The organism is Mixta hanseatica (assembly GCF_023517775.1).
Lineage (GTDB): Bacteria > Pseudomonadota > Gammaproteobacteria > Enterobacterales > Enterobacteriaceae > Mixta > Mixta hanseatica.
This window is the reverse complement of the sequence record NZ_CP082904.1, coordinates 1,822,245-1,841,012: the sequence shown is the minus strand read 5'-3', so window position 1 is coordinate 1,841,012 and position 18,768 is coordinate 1,822,245. Positions and strand designations below refer to the sequence as shown.

The 18,768-nt window shown below is 51.3% G+C and carries 18 protein-coding genes and 1 tRNA gene; 12 read left to right on the top strand and 7 right to left on the bottom strand.

Translation table 11 applies throughout. The features are described from left to right. Positions 1 to 43: 43 nt before the first annotated feature. Positions 44 to 901 carry a manganese catalase family protein gene (locus tag K6958_RS08885; protein ID WP_249894297.1) on the bottom strand — a complete coding sequence of 286 codons (858 nt, stop codon included), beginning with the start codon at positions 899 to 901 and terminating at the stop codon, positions 44 to 46. A gap of 475 nt (positions 902 to 1,376) precedes the next feature. Here K6958_RS08885 and K6958_RS08880 point away from each other — a divergent pair, with 475 nt between their 5' ends. The 4 genes from K6958_RS08880 (at position 1,377) to K6958_RS08865 (ending at position 4,213) form a co-directional block, all read left to right on the top strand. Then, on the top strand, positions 1,377 to 1,910 hold the full coding sequence (locus tag K6958_RS08880) for a hypothetical protein (RefSeq protein WP_249894296.1): 534 nt from the start codon (positions 1,377 to 1,379) through the stop codon (positions 1,908 to 1,910). A gap of 229 nt (positions 1,911 to 2,139) precedes the next feature. Continuing rightward, the gene (locus K6958_RS08875) at positions 2,140 to 2,400 is read left to right on the top strand and encodes a DUF2534 family protein (protein WP_249894644.1); all 261 of its coding nucleotides are present in this window, start codon (positions 2,140 to 2,142) and stop codon (positions 2,398 to 2,400) included. 159 nt (positions 2,401 to 2,559) lie between these two features. Next, on the top strand, positions 2,560 to 3,435 hold the full coding sequence (locus K6958_RS08870; protein WP_249894295.1) for a DUF4198 domain-containing protein: 876 nt from the start codon (positions 2,560 to 2,562) through the stop codon (positions 3,433 to 3,435). Positions 3,436 to 3,655: 220 nt separating this feature from the next. After that, positions 3,656 to 4,213 carry a glutathione S-transferase family protein gene (locus K6958_RS08865; protein ID WP_249894294.1) on the top strand — a complete coding sequence of 186 codons (558 nt, stop codon included), beginning with the start codon at positions 3,656 to 3,658 and terminating at the stop codon, positions 4,211 to 4,213. 44 nt (positions 4,214 to 4,257) lie between these two features. On the opposite strand, the gene K6958_RS08860 is transcribed toward K6958_RS08865, so the two are convergent. Then, positions 4,258 to 4,506: a hypothetical protein gene (locus K6958_RS08860; RefSeq protein WP_249894293.1), complete on the bottom strand. Its 249-nt coding sequence runs from the start codon at positions 4,504 to 4,506 to the stop codon at positions 4,258 to 4,260. Positions 4,507 to 5,158: 652 nt separating this feature from the next. Here K6958_RS08860 and K6958_RS08855 point away from each other — a divergent pair. Further along, positions 5,159 to 6,715 carry a GGDEF domain-containing protein gene (locus K6958_RS08855; RefSeq protein ID WP_249894292.1) on the top strand — a complete coding sequence of 519 codons (1,557 nt, stop codon included), beginning with the start codon at positions 5,159 to 5,161 and terminating at the stop codon, positions 6,713 to 6,715. A 71-nt stretch (positions 6,716 to 6,786) separates the two neighbouring features. Here the strand turns inward: K6958_RS08855 and K6958_RS08850 are convergent, their stop codons facing one another. Next, positions 6,787 to 8,019, bottom strand: a complete 1,233-nt coding sequence (locus tag K6958_RS08850) for an amino acid permease (RefSeq protein ID WP_249894291.1) — start codon at positions 8,017 to 8,019, stop codon at positions 6,787 to 6,789. Positions 8,020 to 8,396: 377 nt separating this feature from the next. Further along, a tRNA-Val gene (locus tag K6958_RS08845) sits at positions 8,397 to 8,472 on the bottom strand. A 477-nt stretch (positions 8,473 to 8,949) separates the two neighbouring features. On the opposite strand from K6958_RS08845, the gene K6958_RS08840 reads away from it, so the two are divergent. From K6958_RS08840 to arsC, 3 genes are all read left to right on the top strand, one after another. Beyond that, complete coding sequence (locus K6958_RS08840) at positions 8,950 to 9,207, top strand: hypothetical protein (RefSeq protein WP_249894290.1); 258 nt, start codon at positions 8,950 to 8,952, stop codon at positions 9,205 to 9,207. Positions 9,208 to 9,363: 156 nt separating this feature from the next. Then, positions 9,364 to 10,647: an arsenic transporter gene (locus tag K6958_RS08835; protein WP_249894289.1), complete on the top strand. Its 1,284-nt coding sequence runs from the start codon at positions 9,364 to 9,366 to the stop codon at positions 10,645 to 10,647. 30 nt (positions 10,648 to 10,677) lie between these two features. Continuing rightward, entirely contained in the window at positions 10,678 to 11,100 is a 423-nt protein-coding gene (gene arsC, locus K6958_RS08830; protein ID WP_249894288.1) for an arsenate reductase (glutaredoxin), read from the top strand. Positions 11,101 to 11,761: 661 nt separating this feature from the next. On the opposite strand, the gene K6958_RS08825 is transcribed toward arsC, so the two are convergent. From K6958_RS08825 to icd, 3 genes are all read right to left on the bottom strand, one after another. Next, the gene (locus tag K6958_RS08825) at positions 11,762 to 13,021 is read right to left on the bottom strand and encodes an O-antigen ligase family protein (protein ID WP_249894287.1); all 1,260 of its coding nucleotides are present in this window, start codon (positions 13,019 to 13,021) and stop codon (positions 11,762 to 11,764) included. 13 nt (positions 13,022 to 13,034) lie between these two features. Beyond that, complete coding sequence (locus K6958_RS08820) at positions 13,035 to 13,676, bottom strand: glycosyltransferase family protein (RefSeq protein WP_249894286.1); 642 nt, start codon at positions 13,674 to 13,676, stop codon at positions 13,035 to 13,037. Positions 13,677 to 14,402: 726 nt separating this feature from the next. Beyond that, positions 14,403 to 15,656, bottom strand: a complete 1,254-nt coding sequence (gene icd, locus K6958_RS08815) for an NADP-dependent isocitrate dehydrogenase (protein WP_085072067.1) — start codon at positions 15,654 to 15,656, stop codon at positions 14,403 to 14,405. Between the two features lie 101 nt (positions 15,657 to 15,757). Between icd and rluE the strand changes: the two genes are divergently transcribed. From rluE to hflD, 4 genes are all read left to right on the top strand, one after another. Then, positions 15,758 to 16,414, top strand: a complete 657-nt coding sequence (rluE, locus tag K6958_RS08810) for a 23S rRNA pseudouridine(2457) synthase RluE (protein ID WP_249894285.1) — start codon at positions 15,758 to 15,760, stop codon at positions 16,412 to 16,414. 12 nt (positions 16,415 to 16,426) lie between these two features. Further along, a complete protein-coding gene (locus K6958_RS08805; RefSeq protein WP_249894284.1) occupies positions 16,427 to 16,864 on the top strand; it encodes an NUDIX domain-containing protein in 438 nt (145 codons plus the stop codon). 98 nt (positions 16,865 to 16,962) lie between these two features. After that, a complete protein-coding gene (gene mnmA / locus K6958_RS08800; protein WP_249894283.1) occupies positions 16,963 to 18,075 on the top strand; it encodes a tRNA 2-thiouridine(34) synthase MnmA in 1,113 nt (370 codons plus the stop codon). A gap of 38 nt (positions 18,076 to 18,113) precedes the next feature. Then, positions 18,114 to 18,752 carry a high frequency lysogenization protein HflD gene (gene hflD, locus K6958_RS08795; RefSeq protein ID WP_249894282.1) on the top strand — a complete coding sequence of 213 codons (639 nt, stop codon included), beginning with the start codon at positions 18,114 to 18,116 and terminating at the stop codon, positions 18,750 to 18,752. Positions 18,753 to 18,768 lie beyond the last annotated feature (16 nt).

The following is an 18,768-nucleotide window of genomic DNA, read 5'->3' as shown; positions in this document are numbered from 1 at the left end:
GGCCTTGTTTACAAGTTTAAAAGCAGAGCGAAAAAGCTTCAGCTTATTTAACTGCTCCAGACGGCGGCACCGTACCGGAAATTTGCTCGCTCTGCGCGCCGGAACCAGGACGAGCGGGTCCCAGTAACGGCTCATCGCCCAGAATTTCAGGTTTTTCTTTAGCGGTGAACTGACCTTTACCATCATAAGAAGGGCCTTCGCTCCAGCGGCCTTTCGGTAACGGTTTATCCAGTGAAGTATTCAGGCAGTAGTAAGAGTGCTCAGTTGCCTCATTTTCCTGCGGGAAGCTGTTAGGAATAGGTAGCGAGGCATTCAGCCCGCCCATATCTTCAATAACCGCCAGCCACTGCTGCTGGTGCATGGTGTCGCGAGCAATCAGGAACGACAGGAAATCTTTCATGCCCTTATCTTCAGTCATGTTATACAGGCGCGTAGCCAGCACGCGTCCCGTCGCTTCGGCCGTAACGTTGGCCAGCATATCGGCCGCAACATTGCCTGAGGCATAAATATGGCTCATATCAAAAGGCATACCGTTAGCATTCACCGGCATGGCTGACAGGCCTGAAGAAAGAATATGACGCGGATTCATGCCGCCAAGAATGGCATTGACCACGGGATCTTTGGCTGAGGCTTCCTGATAAGAAAGCGGCGCACCTTCAAGATTCAGCGCGACGGCATAGGCCAGCATTTCGATATGTCCCAGTTCCTCCGTGGCGGTAGACATCAGCAGATCTCTGATACGTGCATCGCCGCGTGCGCCCATCGCCTGGAAGAAATACTGCATGGCTACACGAATTTCACCCTCAACGCCGCCGATAGCCTGTTGCAACAGCATGGCGAATTCTGGATCGGGTTTTTCTACTCGTACCGGAAACTGCATTTTTGATGAATGATGAAACATACAATCCTCCTCTCTTGCCTGATAGGTTGAAACGCCTGATCAAGCCTGGAAGCTGTTTATGCATAAATCAAATAACAACAATAAACATTCGCATTTGATAACCGCCGTCTTATTCCTCAATATGGCTTATTCTCCCCTGCCTTTTTATTTAACTTAATTCAAATTTACCTAACAATTTACGTACGTTCATGCTTTTTAGCGGCAAGATAACCGTTAAACATTCCTCGTCGCTCTGGCTAACGTGCAGCGAAAAATTAAGGCATTTCCTGGCAAATCGAAAGGTTTAACCAACAGAGTGTCCCTTTTTAACTGCTGCATAGCGCTGTTTTTTTGCTAACCCACCCGCACAAAAAACTAACGAATCGGCCTGTGCCAAACTGGTGCTCGCGACGGTTCGGTCTATGCTGATATCACGGGCTTTCAGCGCAATAAATTTTCGAAAACAAGATAATTAAAACGATTCAGGAGATAGCAGATGAACATTGCATGTCTCGGTTGGGGCTCGCTGCTGTGGAAACCCGATCCGCTGCCCGTCAATGGAGAATGGCACGCCGATGGCCCGCTTTTCCCTATCGAATTTTCCCGAATTGGCGACAGTGGCGAACTGGCTACTGCCGTGTGTCTCAATGCGCCTCTGGTTCAGGTTTTCTGGACTCAGCTGGTCGTCGATACGCTGGAGCAGGCCTGTGAAGCGTTGCGTCAGCGGGAACAGATCCCAGAAGAGAGGAATGATGGCGTCGGGGTGCTTATCGCGCAGGGTTCAGCCGTTGGGCCGTTAACGGAATGGGCACAGCAGCGTCAGATAGATGCAGTGATCTGGACGGCGTTGCCGCCACGCGTTGCGCATAACGAAGGATTGATCCCAACGATTGACGATGCGATCGCCTATCTTCGCAGCCTGGAGGGCGAAAAGCGGGAACATGCGCGTCATTATCTGGCGCAGGTGCCGCAGCAGTTAGATACGCCTTACCGTCGCGCCATCAGGCAGCAACTGGGCTGCGGAGGATAAGCTCCGACGCAGCTGATTTGCAGGGGAGCTAATTAGAGGAGCACCCGGCTTAACGGGCGCTGGTTATCACGGCTCAGATGCGCGCGCCACCTAAATTCATCGTTCAGCACGCCGGGTCAGTCATCTATCGGAGATGGCGTTCGCCCTTTTTCTCCCCCCGCCGCATCTGACGTTGTATACTCGCCTGGCGGTTGGCATGGCCGCGCTGTTTGATGAAAGAGAGGCTTGTATGTTCCGTGGAAAATTAACAACACCCGAAGGCAAAAAGTTTCTGCTTTCAGTGCTGGTGGTTTTTATCATTGCGCTGGCAGTTCTCATGCGCGCCACCATCGGCGGCGTGATTGAAGAATATAATTTGCCGCTTTCCGACTGGTCGGTACAAATGTTTATCCTGCAAGGCGCGATGGTGGTGATTTATACCACGGTCATCACGCTTATTTTTTCTCTGCCGCTGGCGTTTTATTTTCTTGGCGAAAAAGATAACCATTAATCCCTGATAGCATCCCATTTGCTTCTGTTAACGAGCGGCAGTGACGCGCTGTGCTACCCGCACCTTATTTGTTATGATATAACATAACAAACTCAGGCGCCGTTTGGCCTGGGTGAATTTGTTAGTATCTGAAACCTTTGGGAATGTTCAGGAGATAAAATGAAGAAGCTGTTATTAAACGCCACGCTTTCCGTTACGGCGCTAACTGCATCCGGCCTGCAGGCGCATGAGCTATGGTTAAACGTGCCGCCGGTCGCTGCAGGCAATCCGTTGCATATTGAGATGGGATACGGGGAAAATTTTCCGCACGGCGAACCGATCCCCAAAGCGCGTCAGGCACTGTTTGCTCCGCTTCAGGTAGTGGGCAGCAAGGGAATAAAGGCTGAGTTTCCGATTACCAGTGAACAGTACCGCTTCAGTCAGAACAATACCACCAGCGGTTCCTGGCTGGTGACAGCGACTTATAAACCCGCTTTTTGGTCATTGAAGCCCAACGGCGAAAAATACCAGTGGCGTCAAAGCAATAAAGCACAGTGGCCCGGCAGTTATTGTATAGAAAGCACCATGAACGCCAAAACCGTCAGCTACGTGGGCGCACCGGGTAAAAACGCTGCGCTGACTCAACCAACTGGCGCCCGGCTGGAATGGGTACCGCAGGTCGATCCCGCCATGTTGAAAACCGGCGATACGCTGGATATTGTGCTGCTAGCCAACGGCAAACCGCTGGCTAACCATGAGGTGGGCATCGCCATGGTGGACTTATCCAGCCCGCGCGACGCGGCAGTGCCGCACGCCCATCACCACCATCATCACAGCGCCGATCCCAGCCTGAGCCATCCGGCGCTGGCCCATACCTACGCTTATGAAAATGCGGCGATGAAAGATCGTACCGACAGCAGCGGCAAATTAAGCCTACCCATTTTGAAAGCCGGGCAGTGGCTGCTGATGACGGCTAACGATACGCCTTATGAAGATAAAGCCGTTTGCGATATTCATCTTGATCAAACCACCTTTGGCTTTTCTGTACCTGAATAATGCCTGACAGCCTGGAGCGCAGGCTCCGGGCTTACTTCCACCGATCATCTGCAGCGCTCCGGCATCCATCATTAAGCAGTGTGGCCTGTTTTCGCTTCTGCTACGCTAAGCAGTTAATACTGTTTTGCCGCGTTAGCCTGCGCTGACGCAATAGGAACACAAAAGTGAAAGGAGACAGACGCTGAAAATTTACACCTACCCTAAAAGCCGCTCGCTACGTGTGTTATGGACGCTGGAAGAGATCGGGTTACCCTATGAGCCAGTGCGGGTAGCTTTGCGGCCAGGAGAGCCAGGCATCAGATCGCCCCATCCTCAGCGTAAAGTTCCGGTACTGGAGGATGGCCCGTTTTTTCTGGCGGAGACGCTGGCTATCTGCCAGTTTATTTGTAATAAGTACGCCGCCCGCGTCCTCTACCCAACGCAGCCTGAAGAGCAGGCGATCATCGACCAGTGGTTAAGCTTTACCCTAACCGAGCTGGAAATGCCCGTCTGGTTAATGTTGAAACATAAGCGGCTACTGCCTGAGTCCGCACGAGTCCCGGCCGTGGCAGAGGCGGCAGCAGCTGATGCGCAGATACCGCTGCGTATGCTGGCTCAGGCCCGTACCGATCGCTGGATCACCGGTGAAAACTTTACCCTGGCCGATATTTTTCTGTCGCATACGCTTTCCTGGGCGCAGGCGGCTGGCCTCTCACTTGGCGAACCGTTAAACGACTATGTCACACGCTGTTTTTCCCGTCCCGCCAGCCTGCGGGCGGTAGAAATGAATAACCGTTAATCCCCACGGGAAGGCGCGATTGCCTTCCCTTTCGCTACGGCCCGTCAGATATTTTTTACTTCCACCAGTACCAGCGGATTTCTTTTTACTTTGCAGGCCTGCGTCCAGGCGAGCTGGCAGATAGAACAGTAATCATGCACCTCCGACTGATATTCATATTCAATATAACAACGAAACTTCTCGCCATAGGAGCTAAGCCGACAGAAGCGACGCGGTTCAAGCAGCTCGTCCAGCTGCAAAAAGGTCAGCGCGGAAGGATTATGAAACCCAACGCGGATACGATAAGTAGTCATGCGTCGATTATTTTCATAAAGCTCAACGCTGGCTAGCTGGTAGTGCTTTTTCCTGGGATAGGCAAAAGCTTAAAGTAACCGATTTTGCTGTTGCAACCGCTAACATTCTGTACAAAAAAAACCTTCCCGGTAGGATGTTTTACCTGTTGCAACCCAAGACTTTAACGCGCCACGATAGCAGGAAATTAAGAGACAACTAACGCTATGGAGAGAGTCATGACGCTGAAAAAATTGATGTGGCTGCTGGCGATCGCCGCAGGCTTTACCGCGGCGATTCACGTATCCGATAGACTGATCGATCAACAGATCACCCAAATGACAGAGCAGGAATAGTCAGGTTTTTACCGGCGCGCTAAAGTTCCGCCCGGCCGCGCCGATAGTCATCAAGCCTGACGAGAGAGTACCGTTCCTGCGCGTTCTGTACTGCTCGTAAGGTGACTAATCACTGACGTAATCTTGTAAGCTGCTTGCCGGCATCGCTACCGGCCTTTCGGATATTTCCAGCCCGCTTTATGCGGGCTTTTTTATTCTCTCCACGCCCTCTTCTGTGGCGGCTAAAGCGCCATCCCAACCGTTCTTTCACGGAGAGCTTTTACGCAAAAAGATATGCTGTGCTTTACTTAAAAGTCATACCCCGGCAGCGAAAAAAGTCATGAAACTTAGCGAAAAACTTTCCGGCACGTTTGTTCTGCACTCTTCGCTTGGCAGAACGATGGCGATATTTATGCTGCTGTTGCTGACGGCTGTGCTGGTGGTCAGCGCATGGACACTTGATCGTTCCTGGTCGCGTAAGCTTCAGGATGCTGAAAGCAGTGCGGTTAACCTCTCTGTTTCGCAGGCGCGCCAGGCGGAAGATACTTTTCTACAAACAGAAATCACCCTACGCGCTATTCAACGCGAAATCCCGGACGGCGGACCAGCATATGCGAATAAAGCCGCGCTGAGCAGGGTGTTGACGGAGATGAAAAGCGGATTGCCGCAGCTGAACGGCCTGTTTGTCTATGATACGCAGGGCAACTGGGTGGCGACATCATCGGCGCATACGCCAGCCGGTATGAATAATGCCGATCGGGAATACTTTATTTACCACCGTGCCAATCGTCACGGCGGATCACATATTGGTCACGTGATCCGCAGCCGTTTAACCGGCGAGCTGGTGATCCCGGTCTCAATACGCCTGAATGATGCAGGCGGCGGTTTCGTCGGCGTCGTGCTGGCTACGGTGCGTATCGACTCTTTCCGGCGCTTTTACAGCTATTTTGAAATGGGTGATGGTGACATGCTGGCGCTGATGCTGGATGACGGAACCGCCCTGTATGTGCGCCCTTTTGCGGACTCGTTTATTAACCGTAGCCTCTCATCCAGTTCCCTGTTTACCACCCAACTGGTACGGGCAGAACGCGGGAAAGGCACCTGGAAATCTGCGTTGGATAACAAAGTTCGTATCTTTGGCTATGCGCGATCTGGTCAGTATCCGCTGATCGTGGCGGCCGGTTTTGATAAATCCGCGCTCTGGTCGCAGTGGCTGCATGACAGCATGCCGGATCTGGTGCTAAACGGTACGCTGCTGTTGATCATTATTTTAATCGGCACCGTAGTATTACGGCAGGTGCGTACCAACGTTGAAAACCAGCTGGAGCTGACCATGCTGCGTGACGAGCTGACCACTATCAACCAGAGCCTGCAGGCACTGGCGCTGCTGGATGGCCTGACGGGGCTGGCGAATCGCCGCCAGTTTGATCTGTTCCTGACACAAAGCCTGAAGCGGGCAGCCATTAGCGGCAGACCGGTAGGCCTAATCATGATGGATATCGATTTTTTCAAACGATACAACGATACCTATGGCCATGTAGCGGGCGATAACTGCCTGCGCCGAGTGGGAGACGAGCTGAAAAATATGCCGCTGCGGCAAACGGATTTGATTGCGCGTTATGGCGGGGAGGAGTTTGCGATTGTGCTGCCGGATACCACTATTGCGGCCGCACTGCGCATTGCGCAAATCGCGGTAGAGACGGTGCGGGAAGCAGCAATCCCGCATGAAAGCACCGCGTTGCCCGCAGGTGTGGTGACGCTCAGTGCTGGCTGCTTTGTGGTGGCAGGCAGCGATGCCGAACAGGATGCGCAGCACATTAAGGAAGGCGCCGACCACGCGCTCTATCAGGCAAAGCATAATGGCCGCAACCAGGCGGTAATTAACGAGGCGGGTTAGCCGCGCGCCAGGTGCAAAACAGCGGCCTTCCGCCAGGTCGGGAGGCCGCATTTCACGTCCCGCTTCGCGCTTTACATCATGGAATAGAGCAGCGCGGAAAGCGTGGCAATCCCACCGATTAAAATCACCAGCGCCTTTCCGCCACGCAGAAAAGCGAGCGACGGCTTGTTATAAATCAGCCAGGCGGGGATCAAAAACAGAATGATGGCGATCAGCGGGCCGCAAAATGCCTCGATTAGGGTAATCACATTTGGATTCGCGTAAACGATTAACGAGGTCATGCTATACATCGCCAGCATGGCCGCCGCCTGGCTCATTTTTCGGCTTTTAGCGCTGCGGCAGTTAAACAACCTGACGGTAAAATCGCTAAAGGTTTCCGCTACCGAGAGTGAAACGCCAAGAAAGGATTTCGTCATGCCAAGAATGGCGATAAACGGCGCAATATAAAACAGCACACCCGCGTTGCCCGGTGAGGAAATAACCGAGAGTACGTTCAGATTTTTCTCTTTTGCTTCGATAAATGTTTCCTGCGGGATGCTGAGTACACAGCTGAAAACAAAAAAGATAATGCTGAGAAATATCGCCAGATAGGCCACTTTAATCACCCGATATACCCGCTGAGTATCGGGCGATGCCTGATAGTGTGCAACCAGCGGAGAGATAATCGGTGCGCAGCAAAAAGAGAAAGTAATCAGCGGCAGCGTTAACCAGATATTCTTAAACGTCGTTCCGGCAGCGGCGTCCGGCAGCGCATCCAGCGCATCCGTTACGTTACTCCAGCGCCAGTGCGGGATCTGTATGGCGGCGATAGCAATAATGGCGATGGCGAAAGGCAATGCCAGCGTACCTAAGGTGCCGACCACCTTGCTACGGCCTTTGCTCAGTATGCCGAACAGAACAACCATGCATAACAGAGTAAGTACCCCTTTGTTCAGGCGGGCAAAATGCAGATGTTCCACCAGGAAGTTATCCAGCGCGTTGACTAGCGAAATACCGTAAACCAGCATGACCGGATAGAAAGCGATGCAATAAAGCAGCGTCATCAGCCAGTCGCCACGCGGCCCGAACCAGGTGCTCAACGCCGGTAAACGCTGGGGTGTCGCTTCGCTCATATAAACGCGCGCCAAAATCAAATGCGGCAATAATGAGAGCGGTAACCCCAGCAGCAGCAGCATAATAATAAAAATAACCGGCCCACGCGTACCTATCTCAATCGGCAAAAAAAGCGTGCCTGCGCCAACCGTAGTGCCATACAAACCTAACGTCCAGACCGTATCCTGGAGTTTCCAACCCTGATGTGTCATAAAAAAGCCTACAAAATAAACAATTACTAACCGAATAAAATTTACAGATTCCGCATCCCTGATTTAATCAGCTCATTAAGGCGTAATGGGATAATGGCAAGTAACACCGCAACAACCGCTAAAACCCGCCAGGATAGAGAAACGTCTGCCGGGGGATTCTATCAGAAAAAGGGACAGCAAAGCCGTGCAGTATAAAAACCGCAGGTTTAAAGAGCACAATAATAGCCAATCAGACCAGGTCAGGCGGACGTTCTGCTTATTAGGCTACAGGCGAAAAATAGCCTATTAATAGCAATAAATTAACATTTTATTAATTTTCGAAATAAACGAAACTGGGATGATTATTGCAGATAAACCGCCTGGCTAAGCGGCCTGGTTGGAACGGGCAGCAGGACTCGAACCCGCATCTTCAGCCGGTACGGCTGGTGTAATCGCCGCTTATACCACGCCCGTATCAGATATATGAGAAGAGCATACTGCCAGCTTAGATTTTAGCCCAGCGGGTATCTTCAGCTACGCCAGTCAGACAGGAGGCCACCGTAAGGGGGCGTTGACAGCAGGCGCAGCTGGCTCCGTGACGCGTTTTCTTGTTGCGGGAATGACAGGTAAAAATGAATTTATTGCTACCACAGACAGGACAACAAAATTTTAGTGAACGCATGATTACCTCATGGAAGAGCAGCCTCGTACATTTCTGACGAGCCTTAAAACTACGCTCAACGGCTGTTTTAACAAGCATAGGCTCTGATTAAAATTGCATATATTTATCCATATTTGTCAGACAACGTTGCCACCTCTGACTTAGCGTCTGATTACCGCTGCCTTCAATTAGGATAAATCTTAATCACACCTCCTTTCATGTTCGGCAAATGGCAAACTGGATATCTGGGTTTAGGATGATAACTCTGCCCACGGTAATCAGGAGGTGTTATGCCCTCTGTTCAACTGCACATCAAAGACCATCCGGAATATGCCTTTACCGGTAACTATTTTACAGAGCAGCCTGAAGGAGAAAATGCATCCCCACGCAGCCATTTTGAGATCTTAAAGGCGACGCAGCCCGCCGAGGCGTTTGAAGAGCTGGCGCAGGGCGATACCGTGACCTTTGTTTCCGCCAGCGGCGAAGCGGAAGAGATGTTACTGAGTAACGAAACGCCTTCCCATATTATTTTTGTGTCCCGCGATTAGTTATTGCGCCCTGCCTTCCCGGCTGGCCTATCCACAGCCCCGTTGCTGTTCCGCACCCTGCAATGATTAAGGTGCGGCTTACAGCGACGGGGCTGTTTTTTTGTCTTTAGCTGCTGTATTTGTTATTAACATTTTCTTTTTTACCGCGGAGTTTTCATGTTGCTGGCCGGTGCAATTTTTGTTTTTACGCTTGTTTTGGTTATCTGGCAGCCGCGCGGCCTGCAGATTGGCTGGAGCGCCTCTGTCGGCGCTGCGCTGGCCCTGCTTAGCGGCGCGGTTAGCGTTGGAGATATCGCTACCGTCTGGCAAATCGTCTGGAACGCCACGGCCACCTTTATCGCCATCATTATTATCAGCCTGCTGCTGGATGAGAGCGGCTTTTTTGAGTGGGCGGCGTTGCACGTGGCGCGAGGCGGCAAGGGCCGCGGAAAACGCTTGTTTACACTGATTATTCTGCTCGGTGCCTGCGTAGCGGCGCTGTTTGCTAATGACGGCGCGGCGCTTATCCTTACCCCTATCGTCATCGCCATGCTGCTGGCGTTGGGCTTTAGCCGCGCCTCAACGCTGGCCTTCGTGATGGCCGCCGGCTTTATCGCCGATACCGCCAGCCTGCCGCTGGTGGTATCCAACCTGGTAAACATTGTGACGGCGGACTATTTTCATCTGGGCTTTAATGATTACGCGCAGGTAATGGTGCCGGTCGATATTGCCGCCATTGCCGCCAGTCTGACGATGCTGCATCTGTTCTTCCGCCGTGATATTCCTGCCGTTTACGATACTGCCCGGCTGAAGGCGCCGCGGGAGGCGATCCGCGATCGACGCACCTTTAAAGCGGGCTGGATGACGCTGGCGATACTGTTGATCGGATTTTTTGTGCTGGAGCCGCTTGGCATGCCGGTAAGCCTGGTCGCGGCGGTAGCTGCGTTTATCCTCTGGCTGATTGCCCGCCAGGGAAAAATTATTGATACCGGCAAAGTGTTGCGCGGTGCGCCGTGGCAAATCGTGATTTTCTCGCTGGGTATGTATCTGGTGGTTTACAGTTTGCGTAACGCGGGCCTGACCGACTTTCTTTCCGCCCTGCTCAATCAGCTGGCTGAGCAGGGAATCTGGGTCGCCACGCTGGGCACCGGTTTGCTTACCGCAGCGCTCTCCTCAGTGATGAATAATTTGCCGACGGTATTAATCGGCGCGCTATCCATTCATGCCAGCGATGCGCAGGGCGTGATTAAAGAGGCGATGATTTACGCCAATATCATCGGCTGCGATCTTGGCCCTAAAATTACGCCTATCGGCAGCCTGGCGACGCTGTTGTGGCTGCACGTGCTGGCGCAAAAGGATATTCGTATTAGCTGGGGCTATTACTTCCGCGTCGGTTTAGTCATGACGCTGCCGGTTTTACTGGTGACGCTTATCGCATTGACGCTGTGGCTGTCGTTATAATCGAGGCGTGGCTATTTTTCAGAGGCTGTAATGACAACGACTATTTATCACAATCCGAAATGTGGAACCTCACGCAATACGCTGGCGCTGATTCGCAACAGCGGCGAGGAACCAAACATTATCTATTATCTTGAGACGCCGCCTTCACAGGCAGAGCTGACCACGCTGCTTGAAAATATGGGCATCGGTGCGCGCGACCTGCTGCGCAACAATGTCGAGCCTTACGCCACGCTGGAGCTGGCAGAGGATCGCTTTAGCGATGAACAGCTTATTGCGTTTATGGTGCAGTATCCGTTGCTGATTAATCGTCCGATTGTGGTTACCTCGTTGGGTACCCGGCTCTGTCGCCCGGCGGAAAAAGTGCTGGATATCCTGCCCAATCCGCAGCGGGGTATGTTTGCGAAGGAAAACGGGGAAGTGATCGTTGATGCGATGGGGAAACGCGTAAAATAGCATTTAGCTGACCGCCATCATAGAGAACGATGGCGGTCATTTATGCGGCGCTATCGGATTCACTGCTAGCGGCACTGGCCTGTGACACCATCTCGGCCGTTTGGACAAACATCCGAGGCGGGGATCAGCGACGCCACGCCCCATGAACAACCCGTAAGGTATAAACAGACCACCAGCATTAATACTTTTTTCATAGCTCCCCTTCTGATGCGCCTGAGTATCTTGTCATCTGCGCACCTATTATAGGCGCTGTTTTCGCGCTGGTAGCTGATGCATGACAATTTTGTGCGGCGGATTGGCTTAAAATCCATAAGATAGGATGCCAGGCAAAGCTGCTGGCCGCTCAGTGATACCTATTTAGGATCGTTTCATATGCATTCTCACGCCTCGCCAACTCTCTTTGCTACAGATGTTCTGCTCAGCGCGAACCATCATGCCTCACGTTCTGGCAGCGATACGCTGGCTAAAATGGACAACCGCGACGGTAAAATGTCGGTAAACGATTGCTGTTGTGTAGGTTATACCTTCACGATGCGCCCGGGGAGAACGGGCAACAGGCTAGTGAAAAAGTTAGAGAATGGGCGCTTCGGCTCGACGGAGAGAATTCTGCGATCATCACCGTCGATTTAAGAGAAAGCTTCAGCGCCCTCAACAATAGCCATTACAGCTGACTATCAATAATATTATTTCCTGTTTTTTTATTTGCCATAATGACAAACAGGGAAACCTGCATTGCTAACATAACAATAAATCGATCGTTGATGAATAACGTATCCACCATGCCAAACCCAACGACAGGCATCACAGAAAAAGCCAATGTCGAACCTATTATTTTTTTACGATAAAAATAGAATATCAGAGAAATAAAAAGAAAAATCAGCGATAAGCCGCCCGCTATACCCTGTAATGATAAACTATCAATGACATCATTATGCAGATGATAAACTGCGTTTCTCTTACCTTCTGGATTTCCGCGCTCATTAACATCCATATAATGACTAACTTCATGAAAGCGCATTGCTGCACTTTGACCACCAGGATGAACTGTTGTCGCATATAGCCCCGACTTCCACATACTGATTCGGGCACCAACCGAGGTGTTATTATTACTGTTATATTCTGAAACCTGATTATACACCTGCGTCATTCGATCGAAAAAATTATGAAATAGCAACCCAACAACAAGGGCCAGTACACCGGCAAGCAACACACCACTTCCCACAATTGTTCGAAAGGACCAAAGCCGATTAATTAACGCAAACGCTAATAACACTAACGGATAAATAATAAAAACGCTTCGCGTTTGCGTCAGCAGAATAACTAAGGTTGTTATGCCGATAACAAACAGGACTATAATATATTTTTTCTGAAAATTGATGTTATAGATAACATACAGCGTCAACAAACCTTGCAACACACATAGATATGCAGAGACGGTAGCGGCACTGTCAATACGCAAACGCATTCCAGGATGTGTGAAGCTATAATATAATCCGACGGCACACATATAAGTAAAACCAACCACCACCAGTAATGTTATTAATAACTGGCTTCGCTGCCCCAAGTGCAATGTGGCTGCTAATGAAGGCAAAAATAACACTAACAGTGCAGTAAGCAATAAATATGTTGCTGTGCGAGGATAGTTAATGTCGGCCATAAAAATCGTATCTGGCTCAGCGGGAAAACGCTGAAACCAATAAAACTGACTGATACCCACGCATAAAAATGCAATAGCTAATAGCAGATCTTCTCGTTGAATGGTGAACTTTTTATAGTTGATTGCGGTAAAAATTGACGTGAATGCGATCGCCAGGTAAAACAAATTTCGTCCAAGGACTTTGTCAGACAATACCGTTGAAGCGCTGAGAACCATCAGGCAAACAACAATAACAGGCAGCCTTTTTTTTATAATGTTTATCATTATATTATCCTGATTATTCACCTAGCGCAGGCACCCATGTTTCATTACATTGCCATGGTCGCGGCTTACCATGAAAACAAACAATGCGCGCGCCTTCAGGCACTTTCCCGTTGCCCGTGGCATGTTCATTTTTTTTGCTCTTCTGCACTATATGTTTTTTGTAACTTACAACCTGCCCCGGAAAACAGTTCTGCCAGGTTTGCGCATGCGGATAGATTTTACTGATAAATTCTTGATCCCCGCCCTCTCTGTAACGACGCATGAAAAGTTCAGGAAAACGATTAAAGCTTTCCCATACTTTATATTTTTCATCATGCGGGATGCGCATTAATGCGGAATTCTGTGTTTTTTCAGGATAGAAAAAATCGTTAAGCATCGTCAGAGGACGGTGAGCCAATAATTCGCTAATATCCCCTAATATCACCACATCCAAATCGAGATAAAAGATATCATCATCGATTTTTTCAGGATCAAATAGCTCGATTTTAGCCCACCAGCCAGGAAAACTGGTAGTAAGCTTTCTCGTATCTACATCGGGTATCGTCAGGTCTGTAAGACAAATTTTTTCATACTCTTTCGGCAGTTGTTTGTACAACCAACGGACATGATCCGCATTGTACTCTCCGCCTGAACGCAAAACCGTTACAATTTTCATCAACCTGCTCCACAGTTATTCGTAGCGAATATTATCAATAAACCTGTATTGGCAGCAAGTTAACCCTCTACCGGTTCAGTTAAGCTGCGTTTTTGTTATTCGCCATGCGAAAGAAACGGGTCTTATACGTAAATACATTCCGCAGCAACGGCGCCCCATCAAAGCACCTGCAATTTAAATATGCTACCTAACGTTTGTCACTCAAGCGCAGGCTGTTTGTATCTGCCCGTGGTGATTGATCTATCCTCCTGCAAAGCCAACGGCTGGTTAATGCCATTTCAATGATAAAGGAAATTGTACTGAACGTATTTTTAATGGCAGAGTGGCGAGTCATCTTGAAAGCAGATTTAGGGTATGTCATAAAATAGAGCAACCCAGGCGCCAGTCCAGCTGAGGAAACTGAAGTTCCTGTGCCTATACCCTGTACCTACGGGAAGCAATATTTAACAAGATTCTTCTTATGCTCAAGCAGAAAGCAGGTAACTCAAATCCCCAGGCGGCACAACCTGTCAAGAGGCCAGTTCTTTTGCGTCTTCCAGGAACCACATCCTTAAGATTGATATCATAAAAACAGACAGAGCAATATCATAATGCCAGATGTAAAACTGAATGGCTTTAGCCGTCTAAAACAGAGGATTTTGGTAAAACGTCTTGGTACCCGTTCCAAATGCAATAATAAAAAAGCGGAACTGCCAGAGCTCCGCTTATCATTTTCATCAGCAATAATTACATATTGTTGATAATCGCGTCGCCAAACTCTGAACATTTCAGCAGCTTAGCGCCTTCCATCAGACGTTCGAAGTCATAGGTCACGGTTTTCGCGGCGATCGCGCCTTCCATGCCTTTAACAATCAGGTCTGCGGCTTCGAACCACTGCATGTGGCGCAGCATCATCTCAGCGGAAAGAATAACGGAACCTGGGTTCACTTTGTCCTGGCCCGCATACTTCGGCGCAGTGCCGTGCGTCGCTTCGAACAGCGCGCACTCGTCGCCGATGTTCGCGCCCGGTGCGATACCGATACCGCCAACCTGCGCCGCCAGGGCGTCGGAAATGTAGTCACCGTTCAGGTTCATACAGGCGATAACGTCATATTCAGCCGGACGCAGCAGGATCTGCTGCAGGAAGGCGTCAGCGATTACGTCTTTGATAACGATCTCTTTGCCGCTGTTCGGGTTCTTGATTTTCACCCACGGACCGCCGTCAATCAGTTCGCCGCCGAACTCTTCACGCGCCAGCTGGTAGCCCCAATCTTTAAAGGCACCTTCGGTGAATTTCATAATGTTGCCTTTATGTACCAGCGTCACGGAATCGCGGTCGTTGGTAATGGCATATTCAATCGCCGCGCGAACCAGACGCTTAGTACCCTCTTCAGAGCAAGGCTTCACGCCGATGCCGCACTGCTGCGGGAAACGGATTTTCGTTACGCCCATCTCGTCCTGCAGGAACTTGATCACTTTATCCGCTTCCGGCGTACCTGCCTTCCACTCGATACCGGCATAGATGTCTTCGCTGTTTTCACGGAAGATGACCATATCAGTATCCTGCGGACGCTTAACCGGGCTTGGCGTGCCCTGATAGTAGCGAACCGGACGCAGGCAGATGTACAGGTCCAACTGCTGACGCAGCGCAACGTTCAGAGAGCGGATACCGCCGCCAACCGGCGTGGTTAACGGACCTTTGATGGCAACACGGTAATCCTTAATCAGGTCAAGGGTTTCCTCCGGCAGCCAGACATCCTGACCATACACCTGCGTGGATTTCTCACCGGTGTAAATTTCCATCCAGGAAATTTTTCGCTCGCCGTTGTAGGCTTTTTTCACAGCGGCATCAACCACTTTGATCATGACGGGAGAAACGTCTACGCCAATGCCATCACCCTCGATATAAGGGATGATCGGATTAGCGGGAACAACCAGTTTTCCCTGATCGTCGAGAGTGATTTTCTGACCTTCCGCCGGAACAACTACTTTGCTTTCCATTAACCTCTCCTTCGAGCGCTTTTTTGTTAATGATTTGTAAGATGCGGGTCAATACTACTTGAATATTGCCGTCGCGCCAATCATCTCAATTTCGCGTTATAATGCGCCCATTCAAGTCAAGTGCAAAGCTTATGCGTAAAACAGTTGTTAATAATCACCGAGTTAAACGATTCAGCCGCCCCGCTGCTGCCAGGCCGCAGCATAAAGGGCCACGCCGGGTGATCGTTTTTAACAAACCTTACGATGTCCTGCCGCAGTTTACCGATGAGGCGGGACGTTCCACGCTAAAAGATTTTATTCCCGTTAGTGGCGTTTACGCGGCAGGCCGCCTGGACCGCGACAGCGAAGGCCTGATGGTGTTGACCAACGATGGCGCGCTGCAGGCAAAGCTGACCCAGCCCGGCAAGCGCACCGGAAAAATTTACTATGTTCAGGTCGAGGGTGAGCCGGATGAAGGCGCATTACAGGCGCTACGGGATGGCATTATTCTGAAAGATGGTCCTACCCTGCCCGCCGGGGTAGAACGCGTCGATGAACCCGCCTGGCTGTGGCCGCGTCAGCCGCCGATCCGTGAACGTAAATCGATCCCGGTCAGCTGGCTTAAAATCACCCTGCATGAAGGGCGAAACCGTCAGGTACGCCGCATGGCCGCACACGTGGGTTTTCCTGTTTTGCGCCTGATTCGTTATGGTATGGCATCGCTAACGCTGGATAATCTCGCGCCTGGCGAATGGCGCGACGTAACCGAGACTTTTTAACCGGAGCAGACTATGTACAAACCGCACGTTACCGTAGCTTGCATCGTGCAGGCAGAAGGCGAACTGCTGGTGGTAGAAGAGACCATTAACGGCAAAGCGACCTGGAATCAGCCTGCCGGGCATCTTGAGGCGGAGGAAAGCCTGCTGGAGGCGGCCAGCCGCGAACTGTATGAAGAAACCGGCATCCAGGCGGAGATGGCGCACTTTCTTGGCGTACAGCAGTGGACCGCGCCGGATAACACGCCGTTTATTCGCTTTCTGTTCGCCCTCGATTTGCCCGAGCGTGTGGCAACCTATCCGCAGGATAGTGATATTGACCGTTGCTGGTGGCTACCGCCGCAGCGGATTTTAACCGCAACGCATCTGCGCTCGCCGCTGGTGGCGGAAAGCGTGCGCATCTGGCAGAGCGGCGTGCGTTATCCCCTCTCGCTGGTGCAGATTTATCGATAATGGCTTTCCGCATCGGCAAGGTTGGTGCCGGGGGTGCGCCGGTGGCGGACGCGTGCTAGAATACGCCGCCTGTTTTTGTTCCTTGTCGTGAGTGTGTCATGTCTGACAACAGCCAGAAAAAAGTGATCGTCGGAATGTCCGGCGGCGTCGATTCTTCCGTTTCCGCCTGGTTACTGCAGCAGCAGGGCTATCAGGTGGAAGGTTTGTTTATGAAAAACTGGGAAGAGGACGACGGCGAAGAATACTGTACCGCGGCAGATGATCTGGCCGATGCCCAGGCCGTTTGCGACAAACTCGGCATGAAGCTACATAAGGTGAACTTTGCTGCCGAATACTGGGATAACGTCTTCGAACATTTCCTGGAAGAGTACAAGGCTGGCCGTACGCCAAATCCCGATATTCTGTGCAATAAAGAGATCAAATTTAAAGCGTTCCTTGAGTTCGCGGCGGAAGATCTCGGCGCCGACTATATTGCTACCGGTCACTATGTACGCCGTCAGGACAGCAACGGAAAAAGCCAACTGCTGCGCGGCCTCGATGGCAATAAAGATCAAAGCTACTTCCTCTATACGCTCAGCCATCAGCAAATCGCGCAGAGCCTGTTTCCGGTTGGCGAACTGTCGAAGCCGGAAGTGCGCCGCATTGCTGAACAGTTGGAGCTGGTGACCGCGAAAAAGAAAGATTCTACCGGCATCTGCTTTATCGGCGAGCGCAAATTCCGCGACTTCCTTGGCCGTTATCTGCCTGCACAACCGGGCGCTATCGTCACCGTTGACGGTCAAACGGTGGGCGAACATCAGGGTCTGATGTACCATACGCTGGGACAGCGTAAAGGGCTGGGCATCGGCGGCATGAAAGAGAGCAATGACGATCCCTGGTATGTGGTGGACAAAGATGTCGCCAATAATTGCCTGATTGTGGCGCAGGGCGCCGACCATCCGCGTCTGATGTCGGTTGGATTGATTGCGCAACAGCTGCACTGGGTCGATCGTCAGGCGCTGCGTGAACCGCTGCAGTGCGTGGTGAAAACCCGCTACCGTCAGGAAGATATCCCCTGCTTAATCACCCCGCTGGATGATGATCGCATCGAGGTGCGCTTTGAGCAGCCGGTCGCCGCCGTGACGCCTGGCCAGTCCGCCGTGTTCTATCTGGGTGAAGTCTGCCTTGGCGGCGGTATTATCGAGCAGCGTTTACCGCTGGTGCCGGCATAACATCGCGTGCGGCTTACGATGTGTATACAGGAGTAACCGTGGCTAAAAATTATTATGACATCACGCTGGCGCTGGCAGGGATCTGCCAGTCCGCGCACCTGGCACAGCAACTGGCCCATCAGGGCCAGTGCGATGCGCAGGCGTTAAAAACCTCTCTGAGCAGCCTGCTCGATCTCAATCCCTCTTCCACGCTGGCAGTGTACGGTAACGATGAAGCCCAGCAGCGTTTTGGACTGGAAACGCTGCTGGCGGTGCTGAGCAATCCCAGCCGTCAGGGGCTGAGCGCGGAGTTGACGCGCTATACCCTGAGCATGATGGTGCTGGAACGTAAGCTAAACGCCAATAAATCTGCGCTTAACACCCTGGCCCAGCGCATTGCTCAGCTTGATCGTCAGTTAAGCCACTATGACATTGAATCCGAGACGATTATCGCCGCCATGGCCGGGATTTACGTGGATGTTATTAGCCCGCTGGGTCCGCGCATTCAGGTGACCGGGTCACCGGCGGTACTGCAAAATTCTCAGGTGCAGAATAAAGTTCGCGCCGCTCTGCTGGCCGGTATTCGTTCTGCCGTGCTCTGGCAGCAGGTTGGCGGTGGCCGCCTGCAGTTAATGTTTTACCGAAATCGCCTGATCCGTGAGGCGAAACGTATTTTAGCCGGTATGCCCTCGGCCTAATCGGGCCGAATGCACC